Source organism: Stenotrophomonas maltophilia group sp. Smal17, from assembly GCF_030237045.1.
Lineage (GTDB): Bacteria > Pseudomonadota > Gammaproteobacteria > Xanthomonadales > Xanthomonadaceae > Stenotrophomonas > Stenotrophomonas forensis.
On sequence record NZ_JASJSU010000024.1, the window covers coordinates 25,399 to 51,777 of the forward strand.

General features: G+C 67.6%; 17 protein-coding genes and 1 pseudogene. 9 read left to right on the forward strand and 9 right to left on the reverse strand.

Annotation, left to right across the window (positions count from 1 at the left end; genetic code table 11):
* Positions 1–81 precede the first annotated feature (81 nt).
* The 3 genes from QRO93_RS08995 to QRO93_RS09005 are packed head-to-tail and all read right to left on the reverse strand — an operon-like array spanning position 82 to position 2,722.
* The gene (locus tag QRO93_RS08995; RefSeq protein ID WP_053450744.1) at positions 82–1,413 is read right to left on the reverse strand and encodes an O-antigen ligase; all 1,332 of its coding nucleotides are present in this window, start codon (positions 1,411–1,413) and stop codon (positions 82–84) included.
* Positions 1,394–2,509, reverse strand: coding sequence for a glycosyltransferase (locus QRO93_RS09000; RefSeq protein ID WP_180879081.1), 1,116 nt, complete (start codon positions 2,507–2,509; stop codon positions 1,394–1,396). Before QRO93_RS09000 ends, QRO93_RS08995 begins: the two co-directional genes overlap by 20 nt.
* A gap of 15 nt (positions 2,510–2,524) precedes the next feature.
* A complete protein-coding gene (locus QRO93_RS09005; RefSeq protein ID WP_005410967.1) occupies positions 2,525–2,722 on the reverse strand; it encodes a zinc-finger domain-containing protein in 198 nt (65 codons plus the stop codon).
* A gap of 376 nt (positions 2,723–3,098) precedes the next feature.
* Here QRO93_RS09005 and QRO93_RS09010 point away from each other — a divergent pair, with 376 nt between their 5' ends.
* A complete protein-coding gene (locus tag QRO93_RS09010; RefSeq protein WP_180879083.1) occupies positions 3,099–6,443 on the forward strand; it encodes a GH92 family glycosyl hydrolase in 3,345 nt (1,114 codons plus the stop codon).
* Between the two features lie 447 nt (positions 6,444–6,890).
* Here the strand turns inward: QRO93_RS09010 and QRO93_RS09015 are convergent, their stop codons facing one another.
* Both QRO93_RS09015 and QRO93_RS09020 read right to left on the reverse strand, forming a co-directional pair.
* Complete coding sequence (locus QRO93_RS09015) at positions 6,891–9,182, reverse strand: NADP-dependent malic enzyme (protein WP_053450747.1); 2,292 nt, start codon at positions 9,180–9,182, stop codon at positions 6,891–6,893.
* A 230-nt stretch (positions 9,183–9,412) separates the two neighbouring features.
* Entirely contained in the window at positions 9,413–10,756 is a 1,344-nt protein-coding gene (locus QRO93_RS09020; protein ID WP_006468434.1) for a dicarboxylate/amino acid:cation symporter, read from the reverse strand.
* Between the two features lie 332 nt (positions 10,757–11,088).
* On the opposite strand from QRO93_RS09020, the gene QRO93_RS09025 reads away from it, so the two are divergent.
* Complete coding sequence (locus tag QRO93_RS09025; RefSeq protein ID WP_180879085.1) at positions 11,089–12,255, forward strand: OprO/OprP family phosphate-selective porin; 1,167 nt, start codon at positions 11,089–11,091, stop codon at positions 12,253–12,255.
* A gap of 66 nt (positions 12,256–12,321) precedes the next feature.
* Positions 12,322–14,964 (forward strand): PAS-domain containing protein, encoded by a 2,643-nt coding sequence (locus tag QRO93_RS09030; protein WP_180879087.1) that lies wholly within the window; start codon positions 12,322–12,324, stop codon positions 14,962–14,964.
* On the opposite strand, the pseudogene QRO93_RS09035 reads toward QRO93_RS09030, so the two are convergent.
* The 4 genes and pseudogenes from QRO93_RS09035 to QRO93_RS09050 form a co-directional block, all read right to left on the reverse strand.
* Positions 14,951–15,586 (reverse strand): annotated as a pseudogene (locus QRO93_RS09035) (response regulator); the annotation flags it as partial. The gene QRO93_RS09030 and the pseudogene QRO93_RS09035 overlap by 14 nt on opposite strands.
* 28 nt (positions 15,587–15,614) lie before the next feature.
* Positions 15,615–16,670, reverse strand: a complete 1,056-nt coding sequence (locus QRO93_RS09040; RefSeq protein WP_180879090.1) for an ABC transporter substrate-binding protein — start codon at positions 16,668–16,670, stop codon at positions 15,615–15,617.
* Positions 16,667–18,058: a sensor histidine kinase gene (locus QRO93_RS09045; protein WP_271260787.1), complete on the reverse strand. Its 1,392-nt coding sequence runs from the start codon at positions 18,056–18,058 to the stop codon at positions 16,667–16,669. Before QRO93_RS09045 ends, QRO93_RS09040 begins: the two co-directional genes overlap by 4 nt.
* Positions 18,051–18,740, reverse strand: coding sequence for a response regulator transcription factor (locus QRO93_RS09050; protein WP_019662067.1), 690 nt, complete (start codon positions 18,738–18,740; stop codon positions 18,051–18,053). Before QRO93_RS09050 ends, QRO93_RS09045 begins: the two co-directional genes overlap by 8 nt.
* A 232-nt stretch (positions 18,741–18,972) precedes the next feature.
* Between QRO93_RS09050 and QRO93_RS09055 the strand changes: the two genes are divergently transcribed.
* The 6 genes from QRO93_RS09055 to QRO93_RS09080 all read left to right on the forward strand — a co-directional run bounded on the left by QRO93_RS09055 (position 18,973) and on the right by QRO93_RS09080 (position 26,072).
* Positions 18,973–20,109 carry an OprO/OprP family phosphate-selective porin gene (locus QRO93_RS09055; RefSeq protein ID WP_008268165.1) on the forward strand — a complete coding sequence of 379 codons (1,137 nt, stop codon included), beginning with the start codon at positions 18,973–18,975 and terminating at the stop codon, positions 20,107–20,109.
* 75 nt (positions 20,110–20,184) lie between these two features.
* Complete coding sequence (locus tag QRO93_RS09060) at positions 20,185–21,513, forward strand: CitMHS family transporter (protein WP_053509619.1); 1,329 nt, start codon at positions 20,185–20,187, stop codon at positions 21,511–21,513.
* A 24-nt stretch (positions 21,514–21,537) separates the two neighbouring features.
* Complete coding sequence (gene phbB, locus QRO93_RS09065) at positions 21,538–22,278, forward strand: acetoacetyl-CoA reductase (protein ID WP_053450753.1); 741 nt, start codon at positions 21,538–21,540, stop codon at positions 22,276–22,278.
* Between the two features lie 207 nt (positions 22,279–22,485).
* Positions 22,486–23,106: a hypothetical protein gene (locus QRO93_RS09070; protein ID WP_230078921.1), complete on the forward strand. Its 621-nt coding sequence runs from the start codon at positions 22,486–22,488 to the stop codon at positions 23,104–23,106.
* Positions 23,081–23,623, forward strand: coding sequence for a hypothetical protein (locus tag QRO93_RS09075; protein ID WP_053450754.1), 543 nt, complete (start codon positions 23,081–23,083; stop codon positions 23,621–23,623). The genes QRO93_RS09070 and QRO93_RS09075 overlap by 26 nt, the downstream gene beginning before the upstream one ends.
* A gap of 148 nt (positions 23,624–23,771) precedes the next feature.
* Positions 23,772–26,072 (forward strand): TonB-dependent receptor, encoded by a 2,301-nt coding sequence (locus tag QRO93_RS09080; RefSeq protein WP_180879092.1) that lies wholly within the window; start codon positions 23,772–23,774, stop codon positions 26,070–26,072.
* The last annotated feature ends 307 nt before the right edge of the window (positions 26,073–26,379 follow it).

Here is a 26,379-nt window from a genome sequence, read left to right on the forward strand (position 1 = left end):
GCATGCGCGAGGTAGTCGCCAACCTTGGTTGGCGCCGATGATCTGACCCTCGACCTGGGGATGGCCAACCAAGGTTGGCAACTACCGTATCGGCGGCGAATCCTCTGCCTCGCGCGCCAGCAGGCTGCCGGCGAACAGCGCGGCCAGCATCACCGTCAGGCCGCCCCAGAACGCCGAGTAGAACGCCAGGTGGGTGTTGAGCGGAAACACCGTGACCGCCAGCGCCAGCATCGCCGGGCGCGCGCGCTCACGCGCGCTGGCCGGCGCATAGCGCCATGCGCGCCAGGCCTGGGCCACCGCCGCCAACCACAGCAGCAGACCGAGCACGCCGGTTTCAGCGAGGATTTCCAGCACGATCTGATGGGCATGCAGCGCAGGCGCATTACCCCAGACCGCCGGCCCCTCATCGGCGACGCAGGCCGGATAGGCATCGCGGAAGCCGCGTGCGCCGACACCGTTGATCGGATGTTCTTCAATCATGCACACGGCGGCCTGCCAGATCCGTGCACGCCCGGACAGCGCCTGGTCGACACCGCGTTCGCCGCCCTCCCAGGCCATCGCCGTACGCGCGAAGCGTTCGCGCAGTTGCGGCACGCTGGCGGTCAACGCGCCGGCTGCCAGCACCGCAAGCAGCGCCAGCAACGCCAGCCGCTTCCAGCCGAACTGGCGCACGCCACTGTAGGCCAGCACCAGTGCGAACGTGATCCACGAGGCACGCGACCCTGCCAGCAGCAGCACGCCGCCAAGCGCGGCGGCCGCCAGCAACCAGCCCGCATTGCCGAAGCGCCGCGCGATCGGCAACAACAGGAACGGTGACAAGCTGGCCAGCACCTGGCCGAACTTGAGGTTGCAGGGCCCCAGGGCCCCACTGAGCCGGTCAGCCAGGGCGGCTTCGTCCGCCGGGCACAACGCGTGGCCGCTCACGGCCAGCTTCAGGTGTTCCAGCGACCAGAACCATGGGCTGGTACCGGCCACGGCCTGTACCAGTGCATCCAGCGTCCATGCACCCGTGATCAGTGCCAGGCCACCGAAGGTCAGCCTTCGCCGTTCGGGCGTGGCTACGGCGATTGCCACCAGCCACATGAAAGGAAGATAGCGCAGGCCGGCGGCCGCCTTGGTCCACGACGCTGCAGGATCGATGGCATCGATGGCCGAGAACGCCTGCGGCAGCCAGTAGCCAAGGAACAGGATCGAGGTCAGCGCCCAGGCCGCCGTGCTCAGCAGGTGCGGACGGCGCTGCAGGCGGCGCATGACCATGCGCGCGGCGGCGTACAGCGCGCCCAGTCCGAGCACGGTTTCGGCGATGCCCGGCAGCGGCCACATCGCCACGTACGCCAGCACCCACCAGGGTGCCCAGCGCCCGGCGCGGTCGTCGCGCAGGGGAACGGTGGCGTCAGCCGGCAAGGTCGGCATAGAGGCGAAGGGTGTCACGCTGCATGGCCTGCAGGGTAAACGGGATGCGCGCCGGCAGGGACGGCGGCTGCGCCAGCAGGGCCAGCGCGCGTTCACCCAGTGCCCGCGCATCACCCAACGGTACGGCGCCCGCGGGTTGCAGTTGCTGCAGCAGTTCACCCACGCCGCCATGGTCCCAGCCCAGCACCGGGCGGCCGACCGACAGCGCCTCGACCACGGTGCGGCCAAAGGCTTCCGGTTTGTCCGACAGCTGCAGCACCAGGTCACTGGCGGCATAGGCCTGGGCAATGCGTGCGGTGGGCGCGCTGATCTGCACGGCCTCGGCCACGCCCAGCGCCGTCGCCTGCCGGCGCAGATCCGCCACATAGGCTTCGCGGCCCGGTTCATCGGTGCCCAGCATCCACAGCTGGGCCGGCACACCGGCGGCGCGCACGTCGGACAGCAGCTGCAGCGCATGGGCGTGGCCCTTCAGGCGGGTGCCCCGCCCCGGCAGCAGCAGCAGCGGGCCTTCCACCTGCGCCAGCCACGGATGATCGGCCGCCAGCGCCAGGCGCGGCCGGCGGTCGGCGCGCGCCACGCGCGGGAACTGGGCGACGTCGACGCCGCGCGGGATCACCTGCAGCGTCGCTTCGGGGACCGTCGGGTAATGCCGGCGCACGTAGTCACGTACGCTGTTGGATACGCAGATCACGCGCTCGCCGCTGGTCATCACTGCGCTGTAGCGACTGGGTGAGTTCAGCCCGTGCACGGTGGTGACCCAGTGCGGGCGCTGTGCGGCGGGCATGGCGCGGATCGCGTACAGGCCCAGCCAGGCCGGCAGCCGCGAACGAGCATGCACGATGTCGGCGCCGACCTCGGCAAACAGGCGCCGCAGGGTCGGCAGATGCCGCAGGGTCAGCAGCGACTTGCGGCCGATGTCGAGGGTGAGGTGCTCGGCACCGCTGTCCAGCAGCGGCTGCACCAGGCGGCCACCAGCAGAAACCACCAGCGCGCGATGGCCGGCGGCGACCAGGGCCGCAGCAATTTCCAGGGTCGAGCGCTCGACACCGCCGGAGTGCAGCGCCGGCAGCAACTGCACCACGGTCAATCGGCGCATCGAAGGGGCGGCCGCTTAGTCGGCCAGCACGAACACGGAACCGCAGTACGGGCACTGCGCTTCGCCGTTGGGCTCGTCTTCGATCGGCAGGTACACGCGCGGATGCGAGTTCCACAGCGCCATTTCCGGGGTCGGGCAGCTCAGCGGCAGATCGCTGCGGTGCACGGTGTAGCGCTTCTCGGCGTTGGCGGGCGCGGTGGCGGTATGGCTCATGGCGGATGTCGATGAACGGGTTGCGAGGGCTGTGATTCTAGCATCCGGGCCGCCCCGACATTGTGCCGCCCCTGCGCAGGCCGGATCGGCAGGGCGATTTCTTCAATCGATCCGGCGGGTTCGCGCCGAAAACCTGCCGACCGCACTATTTCCCGCATTTGGATCGAACTAAATGGCACTTGTCAGGTCGCGGCGGCTGTTGCAGGATCGGGCCAGGTCTCGACCCGACCTGCCCTCTTCGACCCGATCGCATGGCCCGCCCCCACCGGACCGGCATCGCCTCTCCCACTGCCATCCCGGCGGGCGGAGCGATGCTGTCCGTGGTGCCCGCCGATGCGGGTTCTGCCCGCCGCCAGCCCTTCCGGGAGATCCCTGCATGACCCTGTCCGATCCACGCCGCGCCCTGCTTCCGCTCGCCCTGGCCCTGGCCTGTGCGACTACCGCGATGCCGGTGTTGGCACAGGGGCTGCAGACTTCGTTCGAACCGGGTGAACCGGCCCCGACCCCGGCGGCGGGTGGGTTGCAGGTGTCGATCGGCGACGGTCCCGCCGCGCCCTACGCCGCCAAGCGCAATGCCGGCTACAGCGGCCTGCATGCACTGCGCTACAGCAGCAACGGCGGCAGCGCGCGGCGCGAGCTGTTCAGGACCGATCTGCCCATCGAAGCCGAAACCACCCTGTCATGGCTGGTGCTGCCGGAAATCGTCGGCAAGGACACCGTGGCCTCGACCTATGTCTCGCTGGACCTGCTGCTGGACGATGGCAGCCGCGTGTCGTCCAGCGCTGCACGCGACCAGCATGGCGTGGCCATCGGCGCGCGCGCGCAAGGCGCGTCGAAGACGCTGTATCCGCAGCAGTGGGCGCGCAAGGCGATACGCCTGGGCGAGGTACCCGCGCTGAAGGGGCGTCGCGTGGTGGCGATCGAACTGGAGGTGGCCAGTGCCGAGGGTGCACCGGTCTCCGGCTGGATTGACGACGTGCGCCTGGACGTGCAGCCACGCCCCCAGCCACAGCGGGCTTCCGATTGGGTGCTGACCACCCGCGGCACCCAGGCCAACGGCACCTTCTCGCGCGGCAACAATTTCCCGGCCACGGCGGTGCCGCACGGATTCAACTTCTGGACCCCGGTGACCGATGCCGGTGCGCTGAACTGGCTGTACCGCTGGAACGAGCAGAACGATGCGCAGAACCGTCCGCAGCTGCAGGCGCTTGCGCTGAGCCACCAGCCCAGCCCGTGGATGGGCGACCGCCAGACCTTCCAGGTGATGCCCTCGGCCAACCGCGGCGTGCCGTCCGCCGACCGCCGCAAGCGCGCGCTGTCGTTCGAGCGCAGCCATGAGAGTGCGCGCCCCTACCGTTACGACGTGCGCTTCGACAACGGCATCGCCGCCGCGATCGCGCCGACCGACCATGCGGCGCTGTTCCGCTTCGATTTCCCCGAAGACGGCGACGCCAACCTGCTGTTCGACAACGTTGATGCGCGTGGTGGGCTGACCCTGGATGCCGCCACGCAGACCCTCACCGGCTACACCGATACGCGCAGCGGCCTGTCCAACGGCGCCAGCCGCATGTACGTGGCGGCCCGTTTCGACAAGCCGTGGCGCAGCAGCGGCCGCATCGACACCGGCCGCCCCACCGGCTACATCAAGTTCGATGCCGGCAGCGAGCGGCGGGTGAACATGCGCATCGCCACCTCGCTGATCTCGGTGGAACAGGCCCGGCACAATCTGGCGCTGGAGATTGCTGCGGCCGATACGCTGGAGAGCGTGGCCGGCCGCGCGCAGGATGCCTGGGATGCACGCCTGGCCCGCTTCGACATCGGCGATGCCAGCGACGACCAGAAGACCACGCTGTATTCCAGCCTGTACCGGCTCTTCCTGTATCCCAATTCCGGCCACGAGAATGTGGGCAGCGCGGCCGCACCGGACTGGCGCTACGCCAACCAGGCCAGTGCCAGCGAGGACAACACCGGCGGCAGCGCGACCCGGACCTTCGCCGCCGTGCGCGATGGCAAGGTGTTCGTCAACAACGGTTTCTGGGACACCTTCCGCACCACGTGGCCAGCCTATGCGCTGTTCACGCCCGATGATGCCGGGCAGCTGGTGCAGGGCTTCATCGAGCAGTATCGCGCCGGTGGCTGGATCGCACGCTGGTCGTCGCCGGGCTATGCCGACCTGATGGTCGGTACCAGCTCCGACGTGGCCTTCGCCGACGCGTGGCTGAAGGGCATCGGCGGCTTCGATCCGGCCGAGGCCTATGCCGCCGCGTTGAAGAACGCGACCGTGGTACCGCCGGACCGTCACGTCGGCCGCAAGGGCATGGACCGTTCGACCTTCCGCGGCTATGCCAGTGCCGACGTGCACGAGGGCATGTCGTGGACGATGGAAGGCGCGCTCAATGACTTCGGCGTCGCCAACATGGCCGATGCCCTGGCCAAGCGCGCAACCACGCCTGCCGCACGCGAGCGCTACAGCACCGAGGCCGACTACTTCCGCTACCGCGCGGCCAGCTACGCAACGATGTTCGATCCGGCCGCCGGCTTCTTCCAGGGCCGCACTGCCGACGGCCGCTGGCGAGTGGATTCCAAGCGCTACGACCCGCGCGTGTGGGGCCACGACTACACCGAGTCCAATGGCTGGACCTTCGCCTTCACCGCCGCCCACGATGGCGAGGGCCTGGCCGCGCTGTACGGTGGCCGCGACAGGCTGGCGGCGAAGCTGGATGCCTTCTTCGCCACCCCGGAAACCGCAGACCCGGCCCTGGCCGGCTCCTACGGCGGCACCATCCATGAAATGACCGAAGCACGCGATGTGCGCATGGGCATGTACGCGCACAGCAACCAGCCGGCGCACCACATCCCGTGGATGTACCTGTATGCCGGGCAGCCGTGGAAGACCCAGCAGCACGTGCGCGAGATCCTGTCGCGGCTGTACGTCGGCAGCGAGATCGGCCAGGGCTATCCGGGTGACGAGGACAATGGCGAGACCTCGGCGTGGTACGTGCTGGCCTCGCTGGGCCTGTACCCGTTGCGCATGGGCGCCCCCGAGTACGTGATCGGTTCGCCGGCATTCCGCCACGCACGCGTGGAACTGCAGGGCGGCGCCGTGCTGACCGTGAACGCGGCCAACAACACGCGCGAGAACGTCTACGTGCAGTCGCTGAAGATCAACGGCAAACCCTGGACCAAGACCTGGGTGCCGCACGAACTGATCGCCAAGGGTGCAACGCTGGACTTCGTGATGGGGCCGCAGCCATCGCGCTGGGGCAGTGGCGTGGACGACGCGCCGCCCTCGCTGACCGCGCGTGGCCAGCGTCCGCAGCTGCTGCACGACCTGCTCGGCCACTCCGCGAAGGCGACGCTGGCCGATGGCCGCGCCCTGCCGGCGCTGGTGGATGACGATGCCGGCACCACGGTGGGCCTGGGCGGTGGCGCGATCATCGCGCTGACCGGGCTGGCCGAGGGCGCCCCGACGATGTACACGCTGACCAGCGGCGACGGCAGCATCCGCGGTGGCGAATGGGCGCTGGAGGCCCGCAGCGGCGACGGCAGCTGGACGCTGCTGGACCAGCGCAGCGGCGAAGACTTCGAATCCGCTCGCCAGACCCGGCCGTTCCGCATCGCCAGGCCCGGTCGCTACAGCGAGTACCGCCTGCGCCTGGTGGCACCGAGCCGGATGCCGCTGGCGGAGATTGAACTGCTGGCACCCGGCGCGGCGCAGTAAGCCGCATGCACGGTGGGCACGGATGCCCGCCGCGCCGCGGCAGCTGGCGGCCTCAGCGCGACCGCACGAATCCTGCGTACAGCGCGAACAACTGCTGGAAGTACCGCCGGGTCACTCGATTGCGCATGACACTTTCGCCGATGGGGAGGTGGTCGGGCCCAGGGTGGGAAGGCCGGTCCGGTCCCTTCCCACGGCCGGGCCGCGTGGGCGTATTGGGCCCCAGCGGGGTTGCAGGCAAATGACCGGGTTGCGAAGCGCGTGTGGCAGGTTCGGCGACCGTTGCGGCAAATGAAAACACCGGGCAGTGCCCGGTGTTTTCATTTGCGCCGACGCCCAACGGCGCCAGCGCCATCATTCTTCCGACCAGGAGCCCCTTCTTGTTGAAGGGGCGCGCCGAAGGCGGGGGTAGAGGAAGAATGCGTGGGCAGCGGAAGTGGGAAAGAAGGCTTATGCCTTCTTTTCCGCTTCCAGCTGCTTGCGGATCTGCGCATCCACCGCGGCGATCGCGGTCATGTTCAGGATCCGGCGCGAGGTCGCGCTGGTGGTCAGGATATGCACCGGCTTGTTCACGCCCATCAGGATCGGGCCGATCGCCACACCGTCGGTGAACACACGCACCAGGTTGTAGGCGATGTTGGCCGCTTCCAGGTTCGGCAGCACGAACAGGTTGGCGCGGCCCTGCAGGGTCGAGCCCGGCAGCAGCTTCTGGCGCAGCGCTTCATCCCACGCGGTGTCGCCCTGCATTTCGCCGTCCACGTTCAGACGCGGGTTGCGCTTGAGCAGCAGCTCGCGCACCTGGCGCATCTTCAGCGCGTCCTTCGAATCATGGCTGCCGAAGTTGGAGTGCGACAGCAGCGCCACCTTCGGCTCGATGCCGAACAGCTTCATGCGGTAGGCCGCCTGCAGCGTGGCTTCGCACAGCTGCTCGGCGGTCGGGTCTTCCTGCACGTGGGTATCGACGAAGAAGAACACGCCCTGCTGGTTGATCACGCCGGTCATCGCCGAGGTCGAGGTGACCTTCGGCTCCAGCGGCAGCACGCTGCGCACGTAGCCCAGCTTCTTGTGGAAGCGGCCGACGATGCCGGTCAGCATCGCATCGGCTTCGCCACGCGCCACCATCACCGCGGCGATCAGGGTCGGGCGCGAACGCATCAGGTTCTTCGCCGCGGCCACGGTCACGCCACGACGGCCGGTCAGGCCGTGGTAGTACTGCCAGTACTCGTTGAAGCGCGGGTCGTCGTTGATGTTGGTGACTTCAACGTTCTCACCGATCTTCAGGCGCAGGCCGAGGCGCTCGATGCGCGACTCGATCACTTCCGGGCGGCCGATCAGGATCGGGTGCGCCAGGCCGTCATCGACCACGTTCTGCACCGCCTGCAGCACCACTTCCTCTTCGCCTTCGGCATACACCACGCGCTGCTTGTCGCTGCGCGCGCGGTCGTAGACCGGCTTCATCATCAGGCTGGTGCGGTAGACGAACTGGGCCAGCTTGTCGCGGTAGGCGCCCATGTCGTCGATCGGGCGCGAGGCCACGCCCGAGTCCATCGCGGCCTGGGCCACGGCAGCCGACAGCTCCACCAGCAGGCGGCGGTCGAACGGACGCGGAATCAGGTATTCACGGCCGAAGCTCGGGGTGTCGCCGCCATAGGCCGAGCCCATGTCGGTGGCGGCGCGGCGTGCCAGTGCAGCGATGGCACGCACGCAGGCGATCTTCATTTCCTCGTTGATCGCGGTGGCGCCCACGTCCAGCGCACCGCGGAACAGGTACGGGAAGCACAGCACGTTGTTGACCTGGTTCGGGTAGTCCGAACGGCCGGTGCCGATGATCGCGTCCGGACGGGCGGCACGCGCCAGTTCCGGCATGATTTCCGGGGTCGGGTTGGCCAGGGCGAAGATCACCGGGTCCGGCGCCATCGTCTTCACCATCTCGGCGGTCAGGATGCCCGGCGCGGACAGGCCCAGGAAGATATCCGCGCCATCGACGATCTCGGCCAGGGTGCGCTTGTCGGTGTCGCGCGCATAGCGCTGCTTTTCCGGGTCCAGGTCGGTGCGGCCGGTATGGATCACACCCTCGCGGTCGAAGGCCAGGATGTTCTCCGGCTTCAGGCCCAGCTGCACCAGCATGTTCACGCAGGAAATGCCGGCCGCGCCCATGCCCGTGGTCGCCAGCTTCACGTCCTCGATCTTCTTGCCGGTGATCGCCATCGCGTTGAGCACGGCCGCGCCGACGATGATCGCCGTTCCGTGCTGGTCGTCATGGAACACCGGGATCTTCATGCGTTCGCGCAGCTTGCGCTCGACCACGAAGCATTCCGGCGCCTTGATGTCTTCCAGGTTGATGCCGCCGAAGGTCGGCTCCAGCGAGGCGATGATGTCGACCAGCTTGTCCGGGTCGGTTTCATCCACTTCGATGTCGAACACATCGATGCCGGCGAACTTCTGGAACAGCACGCCCTTGCCTTCCATCACCGGCTTGCCGGCCAGCGCGCCGATGTTGCCCAGGCCCAGCACCGCGGTGCCGTTGGAGATCACCGCCACCAGGTTGCCGCGCGCGGTCAGCTCGCTGGCCTGCTGCGGGTCGGCCTTGATCGCTTCACAGGCGTACGCCACGCCCGGCGAATACGCCAGCGACAGGTCGCGCTGGGTCAGCATGGGCTTGGTAGCGGAAACCTTGATCTTGCCGGGCGGAGACATCCGGTGGTAATCGAGGGCGGCCTGTTTGAAATCTTCGTTGGACATCGATGTGGGTTACATGAATGGGCAGAAGGGACAGGGGATGATACCCCCGTTGGAGCGTCTGGACCTGTCGCTATCCTGTCGCATGCATGCTGCGACCGCACAATTCCGTGCCGTATGCGACCAGACCGTGATACCAGCTTCGGCGCCTCGCGTGACAGCCGTGGGACGCCTTGAAACGCCGCGGGGCCGTACCACTGTCGTGATCGGCCCCGCGGTACCACACACCTGGATCAGCCCTTGGCCGGCAGCGCCTCGGGCAGCGCATCCACCGGCGGCGGCAGCTCGCTTTCGCGGCCATCCAGCGCCAGCTGCAGGCGGTTGCGGTCCAGTGCGCCTTCCCAGCGCGAGACCACCACGGTGGCCACCGCATTACCGATGAAGTTGGTCAGCGAGCGGCATTCGCTCATGAAGCGGTCCACGCCCAGGATCAGCGCCATGCCGGCCACCGGCACTTCCGGCACCACCGCCAGGGTGGCGGCCAGGGTGATGAAGCCGGCACCGGTGACACCGGCCGCGCCCTTGGAGCTGAGCATGGCGACCAGCAGCAGGGCGATCTGGTGGCCCAGGGTCAGTTCGGTGTTGGTGGCCTGGGCGATGAACAGCGCGGCCAGGGTCATGTAGATGTTGGTGCCGTCCAGGTTGAACGAGTAGCCCGTCGGGACCACCAGGCCCACCACCGACTTGCTGCAGCCGGCCCGTTCCATCTTCTCCATCAGCGACGGCAGCGCCGACTCCGACGAGGAGGTGCCCAGCACCAGCAGCAGTTCGGCCTTCAGGTAGCGCGCCAGCTTGAACACCGAGAAGCCGCACAGGCGGCAGACCAGGCCCAGGATGACCGCCACGAACAGGAACGCGGTGAGGTAGAACGAGCCCACCAGCCAGGCCAGGTTGATCAGCGAACCGACGCCGTACTTGCCGATGGTGAAGGCGATCGCACCGAAGGCACCGATCGGGGCGGCCTTCATCAGGATGTGCACCAGCTTGAACACCGGGGCGACCAGCGCCTCCAGGAAGTTCAGCACCGGCTTGCCCTTCTCGCCCACCATCGCCAGCGCGATGCCGAACAGCACGGCCACGAACAGCACCTGCAGGATGTTGCCGTCGACGAAGGCGCTGAGCAGCGTCTTCGGGATGATGTCCATCAGGAAGCCGACCAGGGTCAGGTCATGCGACTTCTCGACGTAGCTGTGCACCGCGGTCTGGTCCAGCTCGGCCGGGTTGATGTTCATGCCGGCGCCGGGCTGCACCACGTGCGCCACGATCATGCCGACGATCAGCGCCAGCGTGGAGAAGAACAGGAAGTACGCCATCGCCTTGGCGAACACCCGGCCCACGGTGCGCAGGTGGGTCATGCTGGCGATGCCGGTGACGATGGTCAGGAAGATCACCGGCGCGATGATCATCTTCACCAGGTTGATGAAGGCGTCGCCGAGCGGCTTCATCTTCTCGCCGATCAGCGGTTCGTAGTGGCCGAGGATGGCGCCCAGGACGATCGCCACGATCACCTGGAAATACAGCTGGCGATAGATCGGCAACGGCTTTGCAGGCGCCGGGGCTGCGGTCGGGATGTGCATGGCGTACTCCGGAAGGGGCGTTTTCAGGCACGTACGGCCCCGGGACAGCACGGGAACCGTTACCGTGGAAACTGATCGCGGGCCCCGTGCTGCATGCACGAGGGGTGCGACCAATGGACGCCTTTGTACGCGCCAGGCACGCCGGCGCAGATAACCTATTGGTACTAGCCCCCCGGTTCAGGCGGCCACGGTGCCTACACTGGCGCCGCACCGCCCGATCCCGGGGAGGCCGGTGGCCCAGGCTGAACGGCCGGGCGCGTCCTTGCGAAAGTTCCGGCCCTTGCGGCCGTTGATGTCCTGTCCACACGCAATCCGAGAGAGCCGCACCCAACATGCGCCCGATTCCCACCTTGCTGGCCCTGTCGCTGGCCGCCCTTCCCGCCTTCGCTTCGGCAGCGGATTTCGACAACTGGCCGACCAAGTACACCTTCGGCGATGGCACCGAGCTGGCCGCCACCGCCAACATCGCCTACGACTACAACGACTTCTCCTCGGCCAGCGGCCTTGAGGACGATGATGCCGTGCGCCGCAAGGAGTTCGGCGCAACGTTGAAGAAGAAGGGCGTCTACGACGCGATGGTCTACTACGACTTCCAGGCCGACACCTGGCTGGACGTGTTCGTGCGCTTCGAGAGCAAGGCGTTCTTCGGCCGCGACGTCGGTCGTTTCCGCTTCGGCTACATGAAGACCCCGGTCGGCCTGGATGCGAACACCTCCTCGCGTGCCGGCAGCTTCCTGGAAACCGCGCTGCCGGTGCAGGCGTTCTACGCCGGCCGCCGTACCGGCGTGGAATGGGTGCTGGAGCGCCCGCAGTACCTGCTGCAGGCCGGCGCCTATGGCGGCAAGGACCTGCAGGGTGACAACCCCGGCACCACCCAGGCGGTGCGCGCCGTGTGGACGCCGGTGAAGGCGCCGGGTGATGTGATCCACCTGGGCCTGGCCTACTCGCAGGAAAATCCGCGCGGCTACAGCGATGGCCGCGATGTGCACCACGAAGCCAGCGCACGCCTGCGCGCACGTCCGGAAGCCGGCCTGACCGACATCCGTTACGTCGACTCCGGCGCGCTGGTCACCGCCGACCAGATCCGCCGCACCGGCCTGGAAGGCATCTGGATCCGCGGCCCGTTCTCGCTGCAGGCCGAAGCCCTGCAGGCCACCGTCACCCGCAAGGGCCTGCCCGACTACACCGGCAGTGGCCAGTACGCGATGGCCAGCTGGGTGCTGACCGGCGAATCGCGCCCGTACAATGCCGGCGCCGTGGCCAACATCAAGCCCGCGCACAACTACGGCGCGGTTGAACTGGTGGCACGCTACAGCCGACTGGACCTCGACGACGGCAGCATCCTCGGTGGCCGCCAGCACGACCTGACCCTGGGTGCGAACTGGTACCTCACCAGCCACTTCAAGTTCCAGGCCAACTACGTGAAGGTCGACGCCAGCCGTCGTGGCGTGCACAGCACGCCGGAAATCTTCGAGCTGCGCGCGCAGATGCACTTCTGACCCCTTCCACGTCAGACCCCGGCGGGCGTGCACGCCACGCCCGCCGGCCCTGCGTAGACTGCCGCCATGTACTGGCTCAGCCGCCACCGGATGCTGTTGCTGACGATCCTGGTGATGGTCGGCGGTACCGTGCTGTGCGCGGTCGCCGCCGGCCACTACGCCTGGCGGCGCGCACTGGGCGAAGAAAGCAGCCAGGTGCAACGCCAGCTGCAGCTGTATGGCCAGGGCCTGCAGCAGCGCATCGACCGCTTCGGCACGCTGCCGCAGGTGCTGGCGCTTGATCCGGATCTGCTGCACGCCCTGCGCGTGCCGCCCTCTTCTGCCGAACGGCAGCGGCTGAACCTCAAGCTGCAGCGTGCCAACGAGGTCACCCGCGCCTCCACGCTGACCCTGGTCGGCCACGACGGCGTGGCCGTGGCCGCCAGCAACTGGGACCAGCCGACCACCAACGTCGGCGAGAACTACAGTTACCGCCCGTACTACCGCCAGGCGCTGGCCCAGGGCCGCGGCCGTTTCTACGGCATCGGCATGACCACCGGCGTACCCGGCTACTACCTGTCGCAGGCCATCGAGGAAGACGGCAAGCGGCTGGGCGTGGTGGTGATCAAGGTCGAACTGTCGGCGCTGGAGCAGGAATGGCTGAGCAGCCCGGACGTGGTGCTGGCCAGCGATGACCACGACGTGGTGTTCCTGGCCAACCGGGACAACTGGCGCTACCGCCTGCTGCGCCCCTTGGGCGCTGATGAACGCCGCGAAATGCTCGACGCCCGGCAGTACGCCGACCGTGCCCTGCAGCCGCTGCGCGCACGCACCGAGGACGTGCTGGCCGACGGTGGGCGCATGGTGCGCCTGCTCGACCCTGCGCTGGTACAACCGATGCTGTGGCAGAGCCTTGCACTGCCCGCCGAAGGCTGGAACCTGCACCTGCTGCACGACGCCAGCGCTGCCACCGCCGCCGGCCGTGCGGCGGCGCTGACTGGTGGTGCCGCGTGGCTCGCACTGGGCTTCCTGGTGCTGTTCGTGCAGCAGCGCCGGCGCCTGGCGAAGCACCGCCTGCGCAGCCGCCGTGAACTGGAAACCCTGCTCAAGCAGCACGCGCAGGAGCTGCGCACCGCGCAGGATGGCCTGCTGCAGGCTGCCACCGACGCCGACAGTGGCCTCAGCCGCAGCCTGGAACATCTGCCACAAGGCGTGGTGGTGATCGACCGCGAGCTGCGCCTGGTCGCGTGGAATTCGCGCTACCTCGAGCTGTTCCGCTTTCCGCTGGACCTGGTGCGCGTGGGCCGGCCCATCGAGGAGCTGTTCCGCTTCAACGCGCGTCGCGGCCTGCTGGGCCCGGGCCCGGTCGATGAGGCGATCGAGCGCCGCCTCAATCACCTGCGCAGTGGCCGCCCGCACATGCGCGAAAGCGAGAAGGACGACGGCACGGTGCTGGAGATCCGCGGCAATCCGCTGCCCGACGGCGGCTTCGTCACCAGCTATGCCGACATCACCAGCTACAAGAACGCCGCGCGCGAACTGCGCTCGCTGGCCGACGCACTCGAGCATCGCATCGCCGAGCGTACGCACGACCTGGACGAAGCACGCCGCGAAGCCGAGCAGGCCAACCGCTACAAGACCCGCTTCGTCGCCTCGGCGGTGCACGACCTGCTGCAGCCGCTCAATGCCGCGCGCATGTTCGTCTCGGTACTGCGCGGCAAGCTGAGCGATCCGGCACAGCAGCAGACCAGCGACCACATCGACGCTGCACTCGCGGCGCAGGACGCGATCCTCAACAGCCTGCTGGATATCGCGCGGCTGGAGTCGGGAAGCCTGCCGACCCGCGTGCAGGCCTTCCGGCTGGGGCCGCTGCTGCAGACACTGGCGCGCGAGTTCGGCATCGCCGCACAGTCGCGCGGGCTGGTGGTGGACTGGATCGATACCGATGCGGTGGTGGTCAGCGATGAAGCGCTGCTGCGGCGCATCCTGCAGAACTTCCTGTCCAATGCGCTGCGCTACAGCGAACGCGGCCGCGTGCTGCTCGGTTGCCGGCGCCGCGACGGGCTGCTGTGGATCGAAGTGCACGACCAGGGACCCGGTATTCCCGATGCGCTGCAGGGCGAGATCTTCGAGGAATTCCGCCGCCTGCACGACGGCCAGCAGCGCGGTGCCGGCCTCGGCCTGGCGATCGTCGACCGCATCGGCCGCCTGCTCGGCCACCCGATCCGGCTGCGCTCGCAGGTAGGCCAGGGCAGCGTGTTCGCGGTGGGTGTGCCGTTCGGCGACGCCAGCGCGATTCCCACTACGGCACCGGCGCCGGTGCTGGTGCAGGAACCGGCCGCGGACAATCCGCTGCGCGGGCGTCGGGTCTGGGTGATCGATGACGATCCTCACGTCTGCGCAGCCAGCCGCGCGTTGCTGGAACGCTGGGGCTGCGAGGTGGTGCTGGCCGACGGCCCGCAGGCGGCGCTGCAGTTGGCCAGTGCCACAACCGTGCCGGAACTGGTGTTGCTGGATGTGCGCATGGGCGATCACCACGGCCCGGTGCTGTACGAGACGCTGGCGGAACTGTGGCTGGCACGCCCGCCAGTGGTGCTGGTGACCGCCGAGCGCGATGCGGGGTTGCGCGAGATGGCCGCCGAGCGCGGCTGGGGAATGATGGCCAAGCCGGTGAAACCGCCGGCGCTGCGGGCGCTGATGAGCCAGCTGCTGATCCGCCATCGCGGGTAGTTTCCAGCGCCTTCACCAGCACCGCTGCCTGCGTGCGGCTGTGGCATTCGAGTTTTTTCAGAATCGCGGTGACGTGCACCTTCACCGTGTTCTCGGCCAGCCCCAGCGTGTAGGCGATCTGCTTGTTGAGCAGGCCATCGGCCAGGCACAGCAGCACGCGGAACTGCTGCGGGGTCAGCTGGGCCAGGCGGCTGGCCAGCAGCGCGTCGGCCTCGGAGCGCTCGGCGGCCATCGCCGGGAACCACAGGCCGCCGTCGAGCACCGCCTGCACCGCCTCGCCGATGGTCTCGGCCGGGGCCGACTTCGGGATGAAACCGGCAGCGCCGAACTGCTGCGCGCGGCGGATCACCCGCGGATGGTCGTTGGACGAGAGGATCACCACCGGAATATCCGGATGCGAGCCGCGTACGTGCAGCAGCGCGGAGAAACCGTGTGCGCCGGGCATGGTCAGGTCGAGCAGCACCAGGTCCACATCCGGGTGCGCGTCGAGGGCTTCGGCCAGGGCCTCGGCGCTGGCCACCTCGCGTACCTGTGCCAGCGGCAGGCTCTGCCGCAATGACTGCACCACCGCCGAACGCAGCAGCGGGTGGTCGTCGGCGATCAGGATGGTGTATTCGCTCATGCCGCCATTGTACGGGCAGGCCGCCGCGTCAGCGCCCTGCCGGTTCTACGCTGCTGCGCCAGGCGTCGAGGAACTGGCGGCGCTTGAGCGCATCCAGGTACACCAGCAGGCCCGGGCCGAGCTGGATCGGACGGCGGCTGCGGCCCGGCGCGTCATCGCTGCGCGCATTGCCGGTCACGATCGGCATCAGCCGCGCCTCGCGCGACAGTACCTGCTGGCCGCGCGGCGACAGCAGGTAGTCGAGGAAGCGCCGCGCTTCTTCAGGGTGCGGGCCGGTGCGCGGAATCACCGCGGTACGCAGCACCACCAGCGTGTAGTCCTCGGGCTCGACAATGGCCAGCGGCGCGCCTGCATCGATGCGCGCCTGCGCGTAGGAGCCGAGCACGTTGTAGACCAGCGACAGCTGGCCGCTGGCCACCTTGTCCAGCAGCACGCCGGTGCGTTCCTCACGCACTACGTCGTTGTCGCCGAGAGCGCCCAGCAAGGCACCTGCGATGCTGCCGCGCTGTGCGTCCTGGGTGGCCAGCAGATAGCCGACGCTGCTGCGCTCGATGTCATAGGTGCCGACCTTGCCGCGCAGCGGCGCACCTTCGGCACGCAGCCGGTCCAACAGCTGGCGGCGCGTATGCGGCACCTTCGCGGCCGGCAGCGTGCGCGTGTTGTAGACCATCACCACCGGTTCGTAGCTGATCCCGAACGCCTCGTTGCGCCACTGCGCCCACGTCGGAAGCGCAGCGGTCTGCGCCGAGCGGTGCGGCAGCGCATGGCCATCGTTGACCAGCTTGGTCTGCAGGTCCATGCCGCTGGAAATCAGCAGGTCCGGAGACGCTGGCCCGGCACGGTCGTGCAGGTAACGCGCGTACAGGTCCTGGGTGATGATGTCCTCGTACACCACCTCGGTGCCGGGATGCAGGCGCTGGTAATCGGCGATGACCACCGCGAACACTTCGATGTCGGTGGTGCCGTGGATGCGCAGCTGCGCGGTGGCCGTTCCCTGCGCAGGGAAGCGGCGCACGTCGCCCGGCGCGGCCAGCACCGGCAGGGCCAGCAGCAGGGCGATGGCCGTGGCGAACAGACGGATCATGAACTGCTCCGGGGCAGGCGGATGGTGGCGACCAGCCCCCCCTGCGGGCGGTTGCTGAGGTCGATGCGGCCACCGTGGCTGTCGACCACCCGCTTGACGATGGCCAGGCCAAGCCCGGCGCCTCCGGACGGCGCGCCTTCGCCGCGCGCGAAGCGCTCGAACACACGCTCGGCATCGGCGGGCGCGATGCCTGCACCGTGATCGGCAATGGTCAGCACCGCCTGCCCGCCCTCCACGGTCAACGCGATCTGCAATGAACCGTCGCCGCCATACTTCAGCGCGTTGTCGACCAGGTTCTTGATCGCCTCGCGCAGCAGCAATGCATCCCCGTGCACCAGCACGGGTTCAGCGGTCATCGCCAGCTGTACGCGCGGTGCCGGGCCCGCCTGCGGCAGGGCTTCATGCAGGGCCTGGTGCACGGTCTCGGCCAGGTCCACCGCAGCAAAGCGCTGCAGGTGGGAACGGTGGATCACGCTGGCATCGCTGAGCAGCTGGTTGAGCAGGCGGCTCATATGCGTGGCATTGCGCTCGATCGCCTGCAGGCTGCGCCGCATGTCCTCCGGGTCGTCGTCATCCAGCGCCAGCTGTGCCTGCGCGCGCAGGGCGGCCAGCGGCGTGCGCATCTGGTGCGCGGCCTCGGCCATGAACGCTCGCAGGGTCTCGTTGCTGCTGGACAAGCGTTCCATGAAGCGGTTCAACGCGGCCACCATCTGGTCCATCTCGCGCGGCACGCGTGCGTCCAATGGCTTCAGGTCGGAGGGCTCGCGACGCGACAGCTCGCGCTCCACCCGCACCAGTGGGCGGAACGCCCGATGCACGCCGAAGGCCACCAGCGCCAGCAGCAGCCCGGACAGCACGCCGATTGCCAGCAGCGCGCGATTGACCATGTCCTGTGCGACCGCTTCGCGCGCACGCCGGGTCTGGCCCACCTGCACCTGCACCTCGCCCTGCGCCGAGGCCGCAGCGAAGCTGCGGCCGACCACCACGAAACGCACGGTCTCGCCGCTGTAGGGAGCATCGAACAGCTGCGGCTGCGTGCCGGGCCGGCGCGGCGGCGCCGGCAGGTCGCCGTAGCCGGTGATCAGGTTGCCGCGGCTGTCGGCCACACGATAGAAGACGCGGTCTTCCGGTGCCATCGCCAGCAGGTCCAGCGCGGCATACGGCAGATCGACCTGCCATTGGCCATCAACAAGTGCAACCGAATCGGCGATGGACAGCGCCGAGGACACCAGCAGGTGGTCGTAGGACCGGTTGGCGGCGCGCTGGCCGTAGTCGCGCGCAGCGAACAGCAGGGCCACCGCGAACACCGCCAGCAACGCGCCGAGGTACAGCAGCAACGTGCGCCGCAGCGACCCCGGAGCGGCGTTCGCCGTGCGCGCGTCAACCATCGGCGTCGGCGCTGCCGTCACTGGCTTCCAGCAGATAGCCGACGCCGCGCACCGTGGTGATGCGCAGCGGGGCGCCAGCCAGCTTCTTTCTCAGGCGCCCGACGTACAGCTCGATGGCATTGGGACCGGCCTCGTCGTCGAAACCGAACAGGCCGTTGCCGATCTCGTCCTTGCCCACTACCTGGCCAAGGCGGCCGACCAGGATCTCCAGCAGCCGGTACTCGCGGTTCGGCAGTTCGATCGGCTCACCGTCGAGGCTGACCCGGTGCGCGGCGTTGTCGAACTGGAAACCGCCAATCTGCACCACTTCACTGGCCTGGCCCCGTGCGCGTCGCAGCAGCACACGGCAACGCGCTTCGAACTCGCGGAAATCGAACGGCTTGCCCAGGTAATCGTCGGCCCCCACATCCAGCGCCTGCACGCGGTCTTCGATGCCGTCGCGCGCGGTCAGCATCAGCACTGGCGTGCTGTCGCCGCGCTCGCGCATGCCGGCCAGCACGCGCAGGCCATCCAGCTTGGGCAGGCCGATATCCAGCACCACCAGGTCGAAGCTCTGGTAGCGCAGCACGCTGGCCGCGGCCAGCCCGTCGGCCTGCCAGTCCACGGCGTGGCCGCTACGACGCATGCGACGGATGATCGCATCGGCCAGATCGGGGTTGTCTTCGACCAGCAGCAGGCGCATGGGCACACGGGTGGGAGGGGAAACGAATGCTACCGCATGGCGCAGGATGCACCCGCCGCGCCCTGCCTGGCGACCATTTACGCTGCAGCGCACAAACCGTTGACAGGACGATGACAGCTACGGCGACCCAGACTGCGGCCGCGCACCGTCCGGTGCCCACGATTGCCGCGCGCCTGGCGCGCACCTGGGAGGGTTTGTGGAATTCACGTTTGCCTGGCGGCGTCCTGCCGCCATGATGGCTCTGGCTGCCCTGTCGGCGCCGGCCTTCGCCGAAGACGACCGTCCGGTCACCGCCACCCTCGGTGGCCGCCTGCACCTGGACTTCGCCACCTTCGACAACGACAACCGCGGTACGCCGAACAAGGACGACACCGAGATCCGCCGCGCCTGGGTCGATGTGTCCGGCAAGTTCTTCGTGGTCGACTACAAGCTGGAAGCCGACTTCTCCGGCGACCGTGTCGAGGCCAAGGACGTGTACCTGGCACGCAGCTTTGGCAAGGCCGGCAAGCTGACCGTGGGCCAGTTCAAGCAGTACTTCTCGCTGGATGACCGCACCAGCTCCAACTACGGCAGCTTCCTGGAGCGCGGCAACGCCGGCACCACGCTGGCACCGCTGTACCGGCTGGGCGCGTCGTGGCAGGCCAATCCGGGTGATTTCACCTGGGCCGCCAGCGTCTACAGCCTGGAAAGCATCGATGCCTGGCAGGTGAAGGGCCGCGCCGCCGGCGGCCGGGTCACCTGGGCGCCCTCACCCCGCGACGGTGACGTGCTGCACCTGGGTCTGTCGCTGGCCCGCGAAGCCTATGACAACCCGGGTGCCAACGGCGTTCCGGGCCTGAAGATCCGCCCGCGCCCGGCTGGCCATCTGTCCGACGAGAGCCGCCTGACCCTGGTCGACTTCTCCGCCGGCCGCGATACCGACGTCAACAAGTGGTCGCTGGAATACGCGCAGGTCCGCGGCCCGCTGTCGTGGCAGGGCGAGTTCAGCGGTGCCACCTTCGATGACGGTGCGCAGCGCGGCGACGTGATGGCCGCCTACGGCATGCTCAGCTGGTTCGTCACTGGCGAAAGCCGCGCCTACGACCGCAAGACCGGCCGCTTCGCGCGGGTCAAGGACATCCGCCACAAGGCCGGTGCCTTCGAGGTGGCGCTGCGCTACGACCAGATGTGGGGCGCGCAGCATCTCGATGGTGCGCCCGACCTGCGCCGTGGCAGCACCGAAGCGTGGACACTGGGCGGCAACTGGTACCTGCGCGACAACCTGCGCTTCATGCTCAACGTGATCGAAAGCCGCAACCGCGACCGCCTGGCCGGGGTCACGGTGGACCGCACGCGCGCGGTCACCGGTCGCCTGCAGTACGACTTCTAAGCCCGGCATCCCGGGCATGCCGCCCGGGCCGCTTCCACTCCCCCACGTCCTGTTTTCGCAAGGAGTCCGCAGATGATGCTGAGCATCCTCGGCTTTGGCATGGTCATTACGTTCATGTACCTGATCATGAGCAAACGACTGTCGCCGCTGGTCGCCCTGATCACCATCCCGATCATCTTCGCCCTGTTGGGCGGCTTCGGCGCCGACATCGACGAAATGATGCTGGAGGGCATCAAGAAGATCGCGCCGACCGGCGTGATGCTGATGTTCGCCATCCTCTACTTCGGCGTGATGATCGATGCCGGCCTGTTCGATCCGCTGGTGCGGGTGATCCTGCGCTTCGTCAAGGGCGATCCGATGAAGATCGTGCTCGGCACCGCGGTGCTGGCGATGCTGATCTCGCTCGATGGTGACGGCTCGACCACCTACATGATCACCGTCTCGGCGATGCTGCCGCTGTACCAGCGGCTGGGCATGAACGCGCTGAACATGACCTGCGTGACCATCCTTGCCGGCGGCGTGATGAACCTGACCCCGTGGGGCGGGCCGACCGCACGCGCGGCCACCGCGCTGCATGTGGACCCGGCCGATGTATTCGTGCCGCTGATCCCGTCGATGGTGATCGCCTGTGCCGGCGTGCTGCTGCTGGCCTGGTACCTGGGCCTGAAGGAACGCCGCCGGCTGGGCGTGGTGACCCTGCCCAAGGGCGGCAGCTGGATGGACAACAGCGTGTCCGACGACAGCAACCCGCTGCCGACCGTGGAAGACGCCGAAGACATCAAGCGCCCGAAGCTGCTGTGGGTGAACCTGGCGCTGACCGTGGCGCTGATGACCGCACTGATCATCGGCGTGCTGCCGATGCCGGTGCTGTTCATGGTCGGCTTCGCCATCGCCCTGGTGATCAACTACCCGAACCTGGCCGAGCAGCGCCGCCGCGTGGTCAACCACGCCGGCAACGTGCTGTCGGTGGTGTCGCTGATCTTCGCCGCCGGCATCTTCACCGGCATCCTCAACAACACCGGCATGGTCGAAGCGATGTCGCACAGCTTCCTGGCGGTGATTCCGGAATCGTGGGGCCCGTACCTGGCGGTGATCACCGCGGTGGCGTCGATGCCGTTCACCTTCTTCATGTCCAACGACGCGTTCTACTTCGGCGTGCTGCCGATCCTGTCCGAGGCCGCCGGCAACTACGGCATCACCCCCGTGGAAATGGCGCGCGCGTCTCTGGCTGGCCAGCCGGTGCATCTGCTCAGCCCGCTGGTGCCGTCCACCTACCTGCTGGTGGGCCTGGCCAAGGTCGAGTTCGCCGACCACCAGAAGTTCACCCTGAAGTGGGCCATCGCCATCTCGATGCTGTTGATGGTCGGCAGCCTGCTGTTCGGCCTGTATCCGCTCGCCGCCTGACCCCTTACCAAGGAGCCTTCTGCAATGACGCTTCGAATCGCTTACGTCACCAGCGGCATGGGCAGTGTCGGTACTGCCATCTGCCAGAGCCTGGCCCGCAGCGGCCACACCGTGGTCGCCGGTTGCGCACCGAACTCGCCGCGCAAGGCCAACTGGCTGCGCGAACAGCGCGAACAGGGTTTCGACTTCATCGCGTCCGAAGGCAACGCCACCGACTGGACCTCGACCAGCGCGGCGTTCGCCAAGGTGCGCGCCGAAGTCGGTGAAGTGGACGTGCTGGTCAACAACTCCGGCGGCAGCCGCGACCTGCTGTTCCGGCAGATGACGGTGGAAGACTGGAACGCGGTGATCGCCTCCAACCTCAATTCGCTGTTCAACCTGACCAAGCAGGTGGTCGACGGCATGGCCACGCGTGGCTGGGGCCGCATCATCAACATCGGCTCGGTGAGTGCGCACAAGGGCCAGATCGGTCAGGTGAACTACGCAACGGCGAAGGCGGCGATGCATGGCTTCAGCCGTGCACTGGCCGCCGAAGTGGCCTCGCGCGGGGTCACTGTCAACACGCTGTCGCCGGGCTACATCGCCAGCCAGGCGATCAGCAGCTTCCCACCGGATGTACTGGACCGGTTGGCCGCATCGGTGCCGGTGCGCCGCCTTGGCCGCCCCGAGGAAGTGGCGGGCCTGGTGGCCTGGCTGGCGTCCGACGAGGCCTCGTACGTGACCGGCGCCGACTACCCGGTCAACGGCGGCCTGTACATGGGGTGAGCCCGCTTCCACGCACCGCGTGGACTGCCTCCCCCACGGAGTGCGCGGGGCCGGTGAACCTTCGCGTGCGAGGGGGATCCGGCCCCATTTTGTTTCTGCAATTCTGGGACGCACTGCCCGATACATCTGCAGAACCGATGCTATACCTGCCAACGCTCACTGAGCCTGATGGACCAACGGCTGGAATCGCGGATCAAGGAGGTTGGCATGCGTGCATTGCTGATTGCGCTTCTTGTGGTCGCCACTACGCTGCTGACGACACAGGCCCGGGCGGAGCCCCCGCCGATGCGGGTGATCACGGGTCTGGGCTGCCCCGACTGGCTGATACCAGGTGCCCCCACTCTCGATGCACAGATCACCGGGCATCCGGAGTGGACCTTTTCCTGGGCGCCCGCGTCCTATACCAATCGCGATCCCATCCGGATCTACATCCAGTCCTTCGACTGCGATTCCTCCGACATTGCGGGCTATTATTTCCGGATCGCAGCCATTGCCCATGAAGTCGGGCACGCACTGTACTTCGACGGCATCGCCTTGAGTACCCGAAGTGCGTTCATCCAGCACTTCTGCACCATGGAGGGGAAAGCGGTACTCAACAACCTCACCGCGCGCAGCGAGCTTCTGGTAACCAGCCTGGGGTACTACGACATCGGTGTGGCGGCGTCCAACGGCCCCAGCCTCATCGCACGGGCCGATGCTGGCGGTGAAGAACTGGACCGGCAGGTGGGAAAGCTGTTCTGCGACAACAACGTAACTTCAACCACCGGCGAGAACTACAACGACTTCTACGGCAGGATCTACGATGAAGCGATCGCAGCCCGTCCCTGAACTTCTTCTGCTCCTGAGCCTGTTGATTGCCGGCTCTGCGACAGCAGCCACGCCCGCCGCCAGTGCAGAGGAGGCGGACGCAACATGGCGGCTGGTGGAGCGCTGGTCCTCGCAGCTGGCACGCTCTGACCTTGTCGTGCAGCTATCACCACTGGCTCCGGCCAACTCGCGTTCGGAAGCAAGAATGGGCCGAGGCGACAGCGCAACCATCGATCTGGCGCCATTCGTGGTCGCCGGAAGGATCAAAGGGCCTTCTGGCCAGATCCATACCGATGCCTCCGGGCGAATCATCAAAGGCGTGACGCTCTCGCTGGGCGGCGCCTGCATCTCGCGAAAGCAGATGGGTCGCCGCTTCCCCAACTTCAGTGTTCTATCCGTTCCATCAGGACATAGCCTGGACGAGTCGACGGTGTTCGGCACCGTGATAAGCGGAATCCAGATCGGATTCTCATTCTCCGAACATGACCGTGACTGCATGACCCAGCTCAGGTTCAGCTGGCCCGGCGAGCGCTTCTGATCCCGCCTTGTCGTCGGTAGTGCTGGACACGCATCACGCGCGTGCACCGTTCGTTGGTTTTTCGTAAAGAAGGTTTCATGTTCCGTTCGCATAGTGGCCATGCACCGCGCATGCATGCCGGTGACCACCCCCAATGCAACGGACCACCATGCAGACCCGACACCTGACGATCGCCGTGGCGATCGCGCTTTCCGCCGCCAGCGCCCATGCCGCCACCGTGGCCGATGCCGGCGCCAATGCCAGCACCGATGCCGCACTGAGCGCGCAGACGCTGGATACCGTCTCCGTGATCGGCCAGGGCGAGACCCGCCAGGTGCAGCGCATCACCGCGGTCGACAAGCAGGTGCTGCCGCCGGGTACCAGCGGCCAGAAGATCCTCGACCGCCTGCCCGGCGTGTCGGTGCAGTCCAACGATGCCTTCGGTGCCAACGAAGAATCGCAGACGATCAGCCTGCGTGGCTTCGACAAGAGCCGCCTCGGCTACACGCTGGACGGCATCCCGCTGGGCGACAACAGCTACGGCAACTACAACGGCCTGAGCATCGCCCGCGCGATCATCGCCGAGAACCTGGCCGGCGCCGAACTGTCGCAGGGCATCGGTTCGCTGGGCGTAGCCTCGACCAGCAACCTGGGTGGCACCATCCAGTACTTCTCGATGGATCCGTCCACCGAGTTCGGCGGCCGCGCCAGCGTCACCGTGGGTGACAACAACCAGCGCCGTGGTTACCTGCGCGTGGATACCGGCGACATCAACGGCTTCTCGGCCTACGTGTCCGGCGTGCACCAGGACCAGGACATGTGGGCCGCGCCGCACCAGAACCAGACCACGCGCCAGTTCAACGCCAAGGCGGTGTGGAATGTCGGCGACCACCGCTTCGGTGCGTTCGTGGCGACCTCGCGTGCCAGCCAGGCCAACTACGCCTACCTGTCCAAGGACATGCTGGCCCGCGGCCTGGGCTATGACTGGAACATCTACGCGCCGGACTGGGATCGCGCCGTGGCCGCCGCGTATTGCGCGCCCGGTACCTTCAATGCTTCGCAGTGCAAATTCAGCGGCAATGTCCGCAGCATCGACGACGCCTACTATCAGAGCCGTGCGCTGCGTGACGACAACCTGTACTCGGTGGATGCCGACCTGCGCCTGGGCGAGCAGGGCCGCCTGAAGCTGCTGGCCTACCATCATGACAACCGTGGCCAGGGCCACTGGTGGGCGCCGGGCCAGCCGTCCTACCCGGGTACCGACAAGATGCTGCCGATCTCGATCCGCAGCACCAACTACACCATCAACCGCGATGGCCTGACCGCCGCGCTGTCGTGGACGGTGGGCATCCACGAGCTGGAAGCCGGCCTGTGGTTCGAGCAGAACGACCATAACGTCTCGCGCAACTTCTACTACATCAGCGGCCCGTTCCTGGACGACCTGTACCTGAAGAACCCGGACCGCCTGCTGTTCAACCAGGACTTCGACATCCGCACGCGCCAGTTCTACGTGCAGGACCGCATGCGCTTCCTGGACCAGCGCCTGACCGTGGACGTCGGCATCAAGAGCCCGAACACCCGCATGCGCGCCACCGCCAACCCGGGCGTGGAGACCAGCATCGCCTCGGGCACGCTGACCGCGAAGGAATCGGTGCTGCCGCAGGTCGGCCTGGGCTTCAAGCTCAACGCCAACAACGAGCTGTTCGCTTCGTACGCCGAGAACATTGCTGCCTTCGTCGGCGGCGGCAGCGGCGGCCCGCTGCAGGTCTCGCCGGAATCGTTCGCGGCCAGCGCCGGGCTGGAGCCGGAAAAGTCCAAGAGCCTGGAAGCCGGCTTCCGCACCTTCGGCGAGAAGTACCAGGCGTCCATCGCCGCCTACAACGTGAAGTTCGACAACCGCCTGCTGTCGCTGAACCCTTGCTCGAGCATCGAGGTGGGTACGCGTCCGGAGTGCGTGACGCGCTTCATCAACGTCGGCTCGGTGAAGAGCCACGGCGCGGAGCTGACCTTCATCCTCAAGCCGATCGACGGCCTGCAGTGGTACAACGCGCTGTCCTGGAACAAGACCACCTACGAGGATGACTACACCTCGGGCGGTGCGATCGTGCCAGTGGCCGGCAAGATCACCGTGGACACGCCGCAGCGCATGGCCTCCAGTGAAATCAGCTGGAACCGCGATGGTTTCTTCGCCAGCCTGCGCGCCAAGTACACCGGCAAGCGCTACTACACCTACACCAACGATCAGTCGGTGCCGGGCGTGACCACCTTCGACGCCGGTGCAGGCTACGACTTCGGCCCGGGCTTCGGCCTGCGCAACGTGCGGGTGTCGTTGAACGCGACGAATCTGACCAACAAGCGCTATGCCGGCCAGCTGAGCTCGTTCGCACCGACCGATCCGAACGGCACGCGTTATGCGATCCATGCAAGCGCGCCGCGTCAGGTGTTCATGACGGTGGCGGCGGAGTTCTAAGTCAGAAGCGTTGCCCCGCGGCGTCTTGATTGTCATCGCGGGGCAGGGCCGGATGGGCCGGCGCAGGACACGCCGTAAACCCATCCTTGGGGGCTCGATGGCGCCATCCATGGCGCCAACGGTCCTGCGCCGGCCCATCCAACCCTGCTCGAAGGTTTCCCGCGCCACGGTGCGGAAGGCAAAGAGGAGCAAAAGCAAAGAGCCGGGCATTGCCCGGCTCTTTGCTTTTCAAGCGCAATCCTTCGGCGTACCTGCTACCGCGCCCGCGGGAAACTGTCTGGAGGAGGCGGGGCACCCTGGCCAGGAC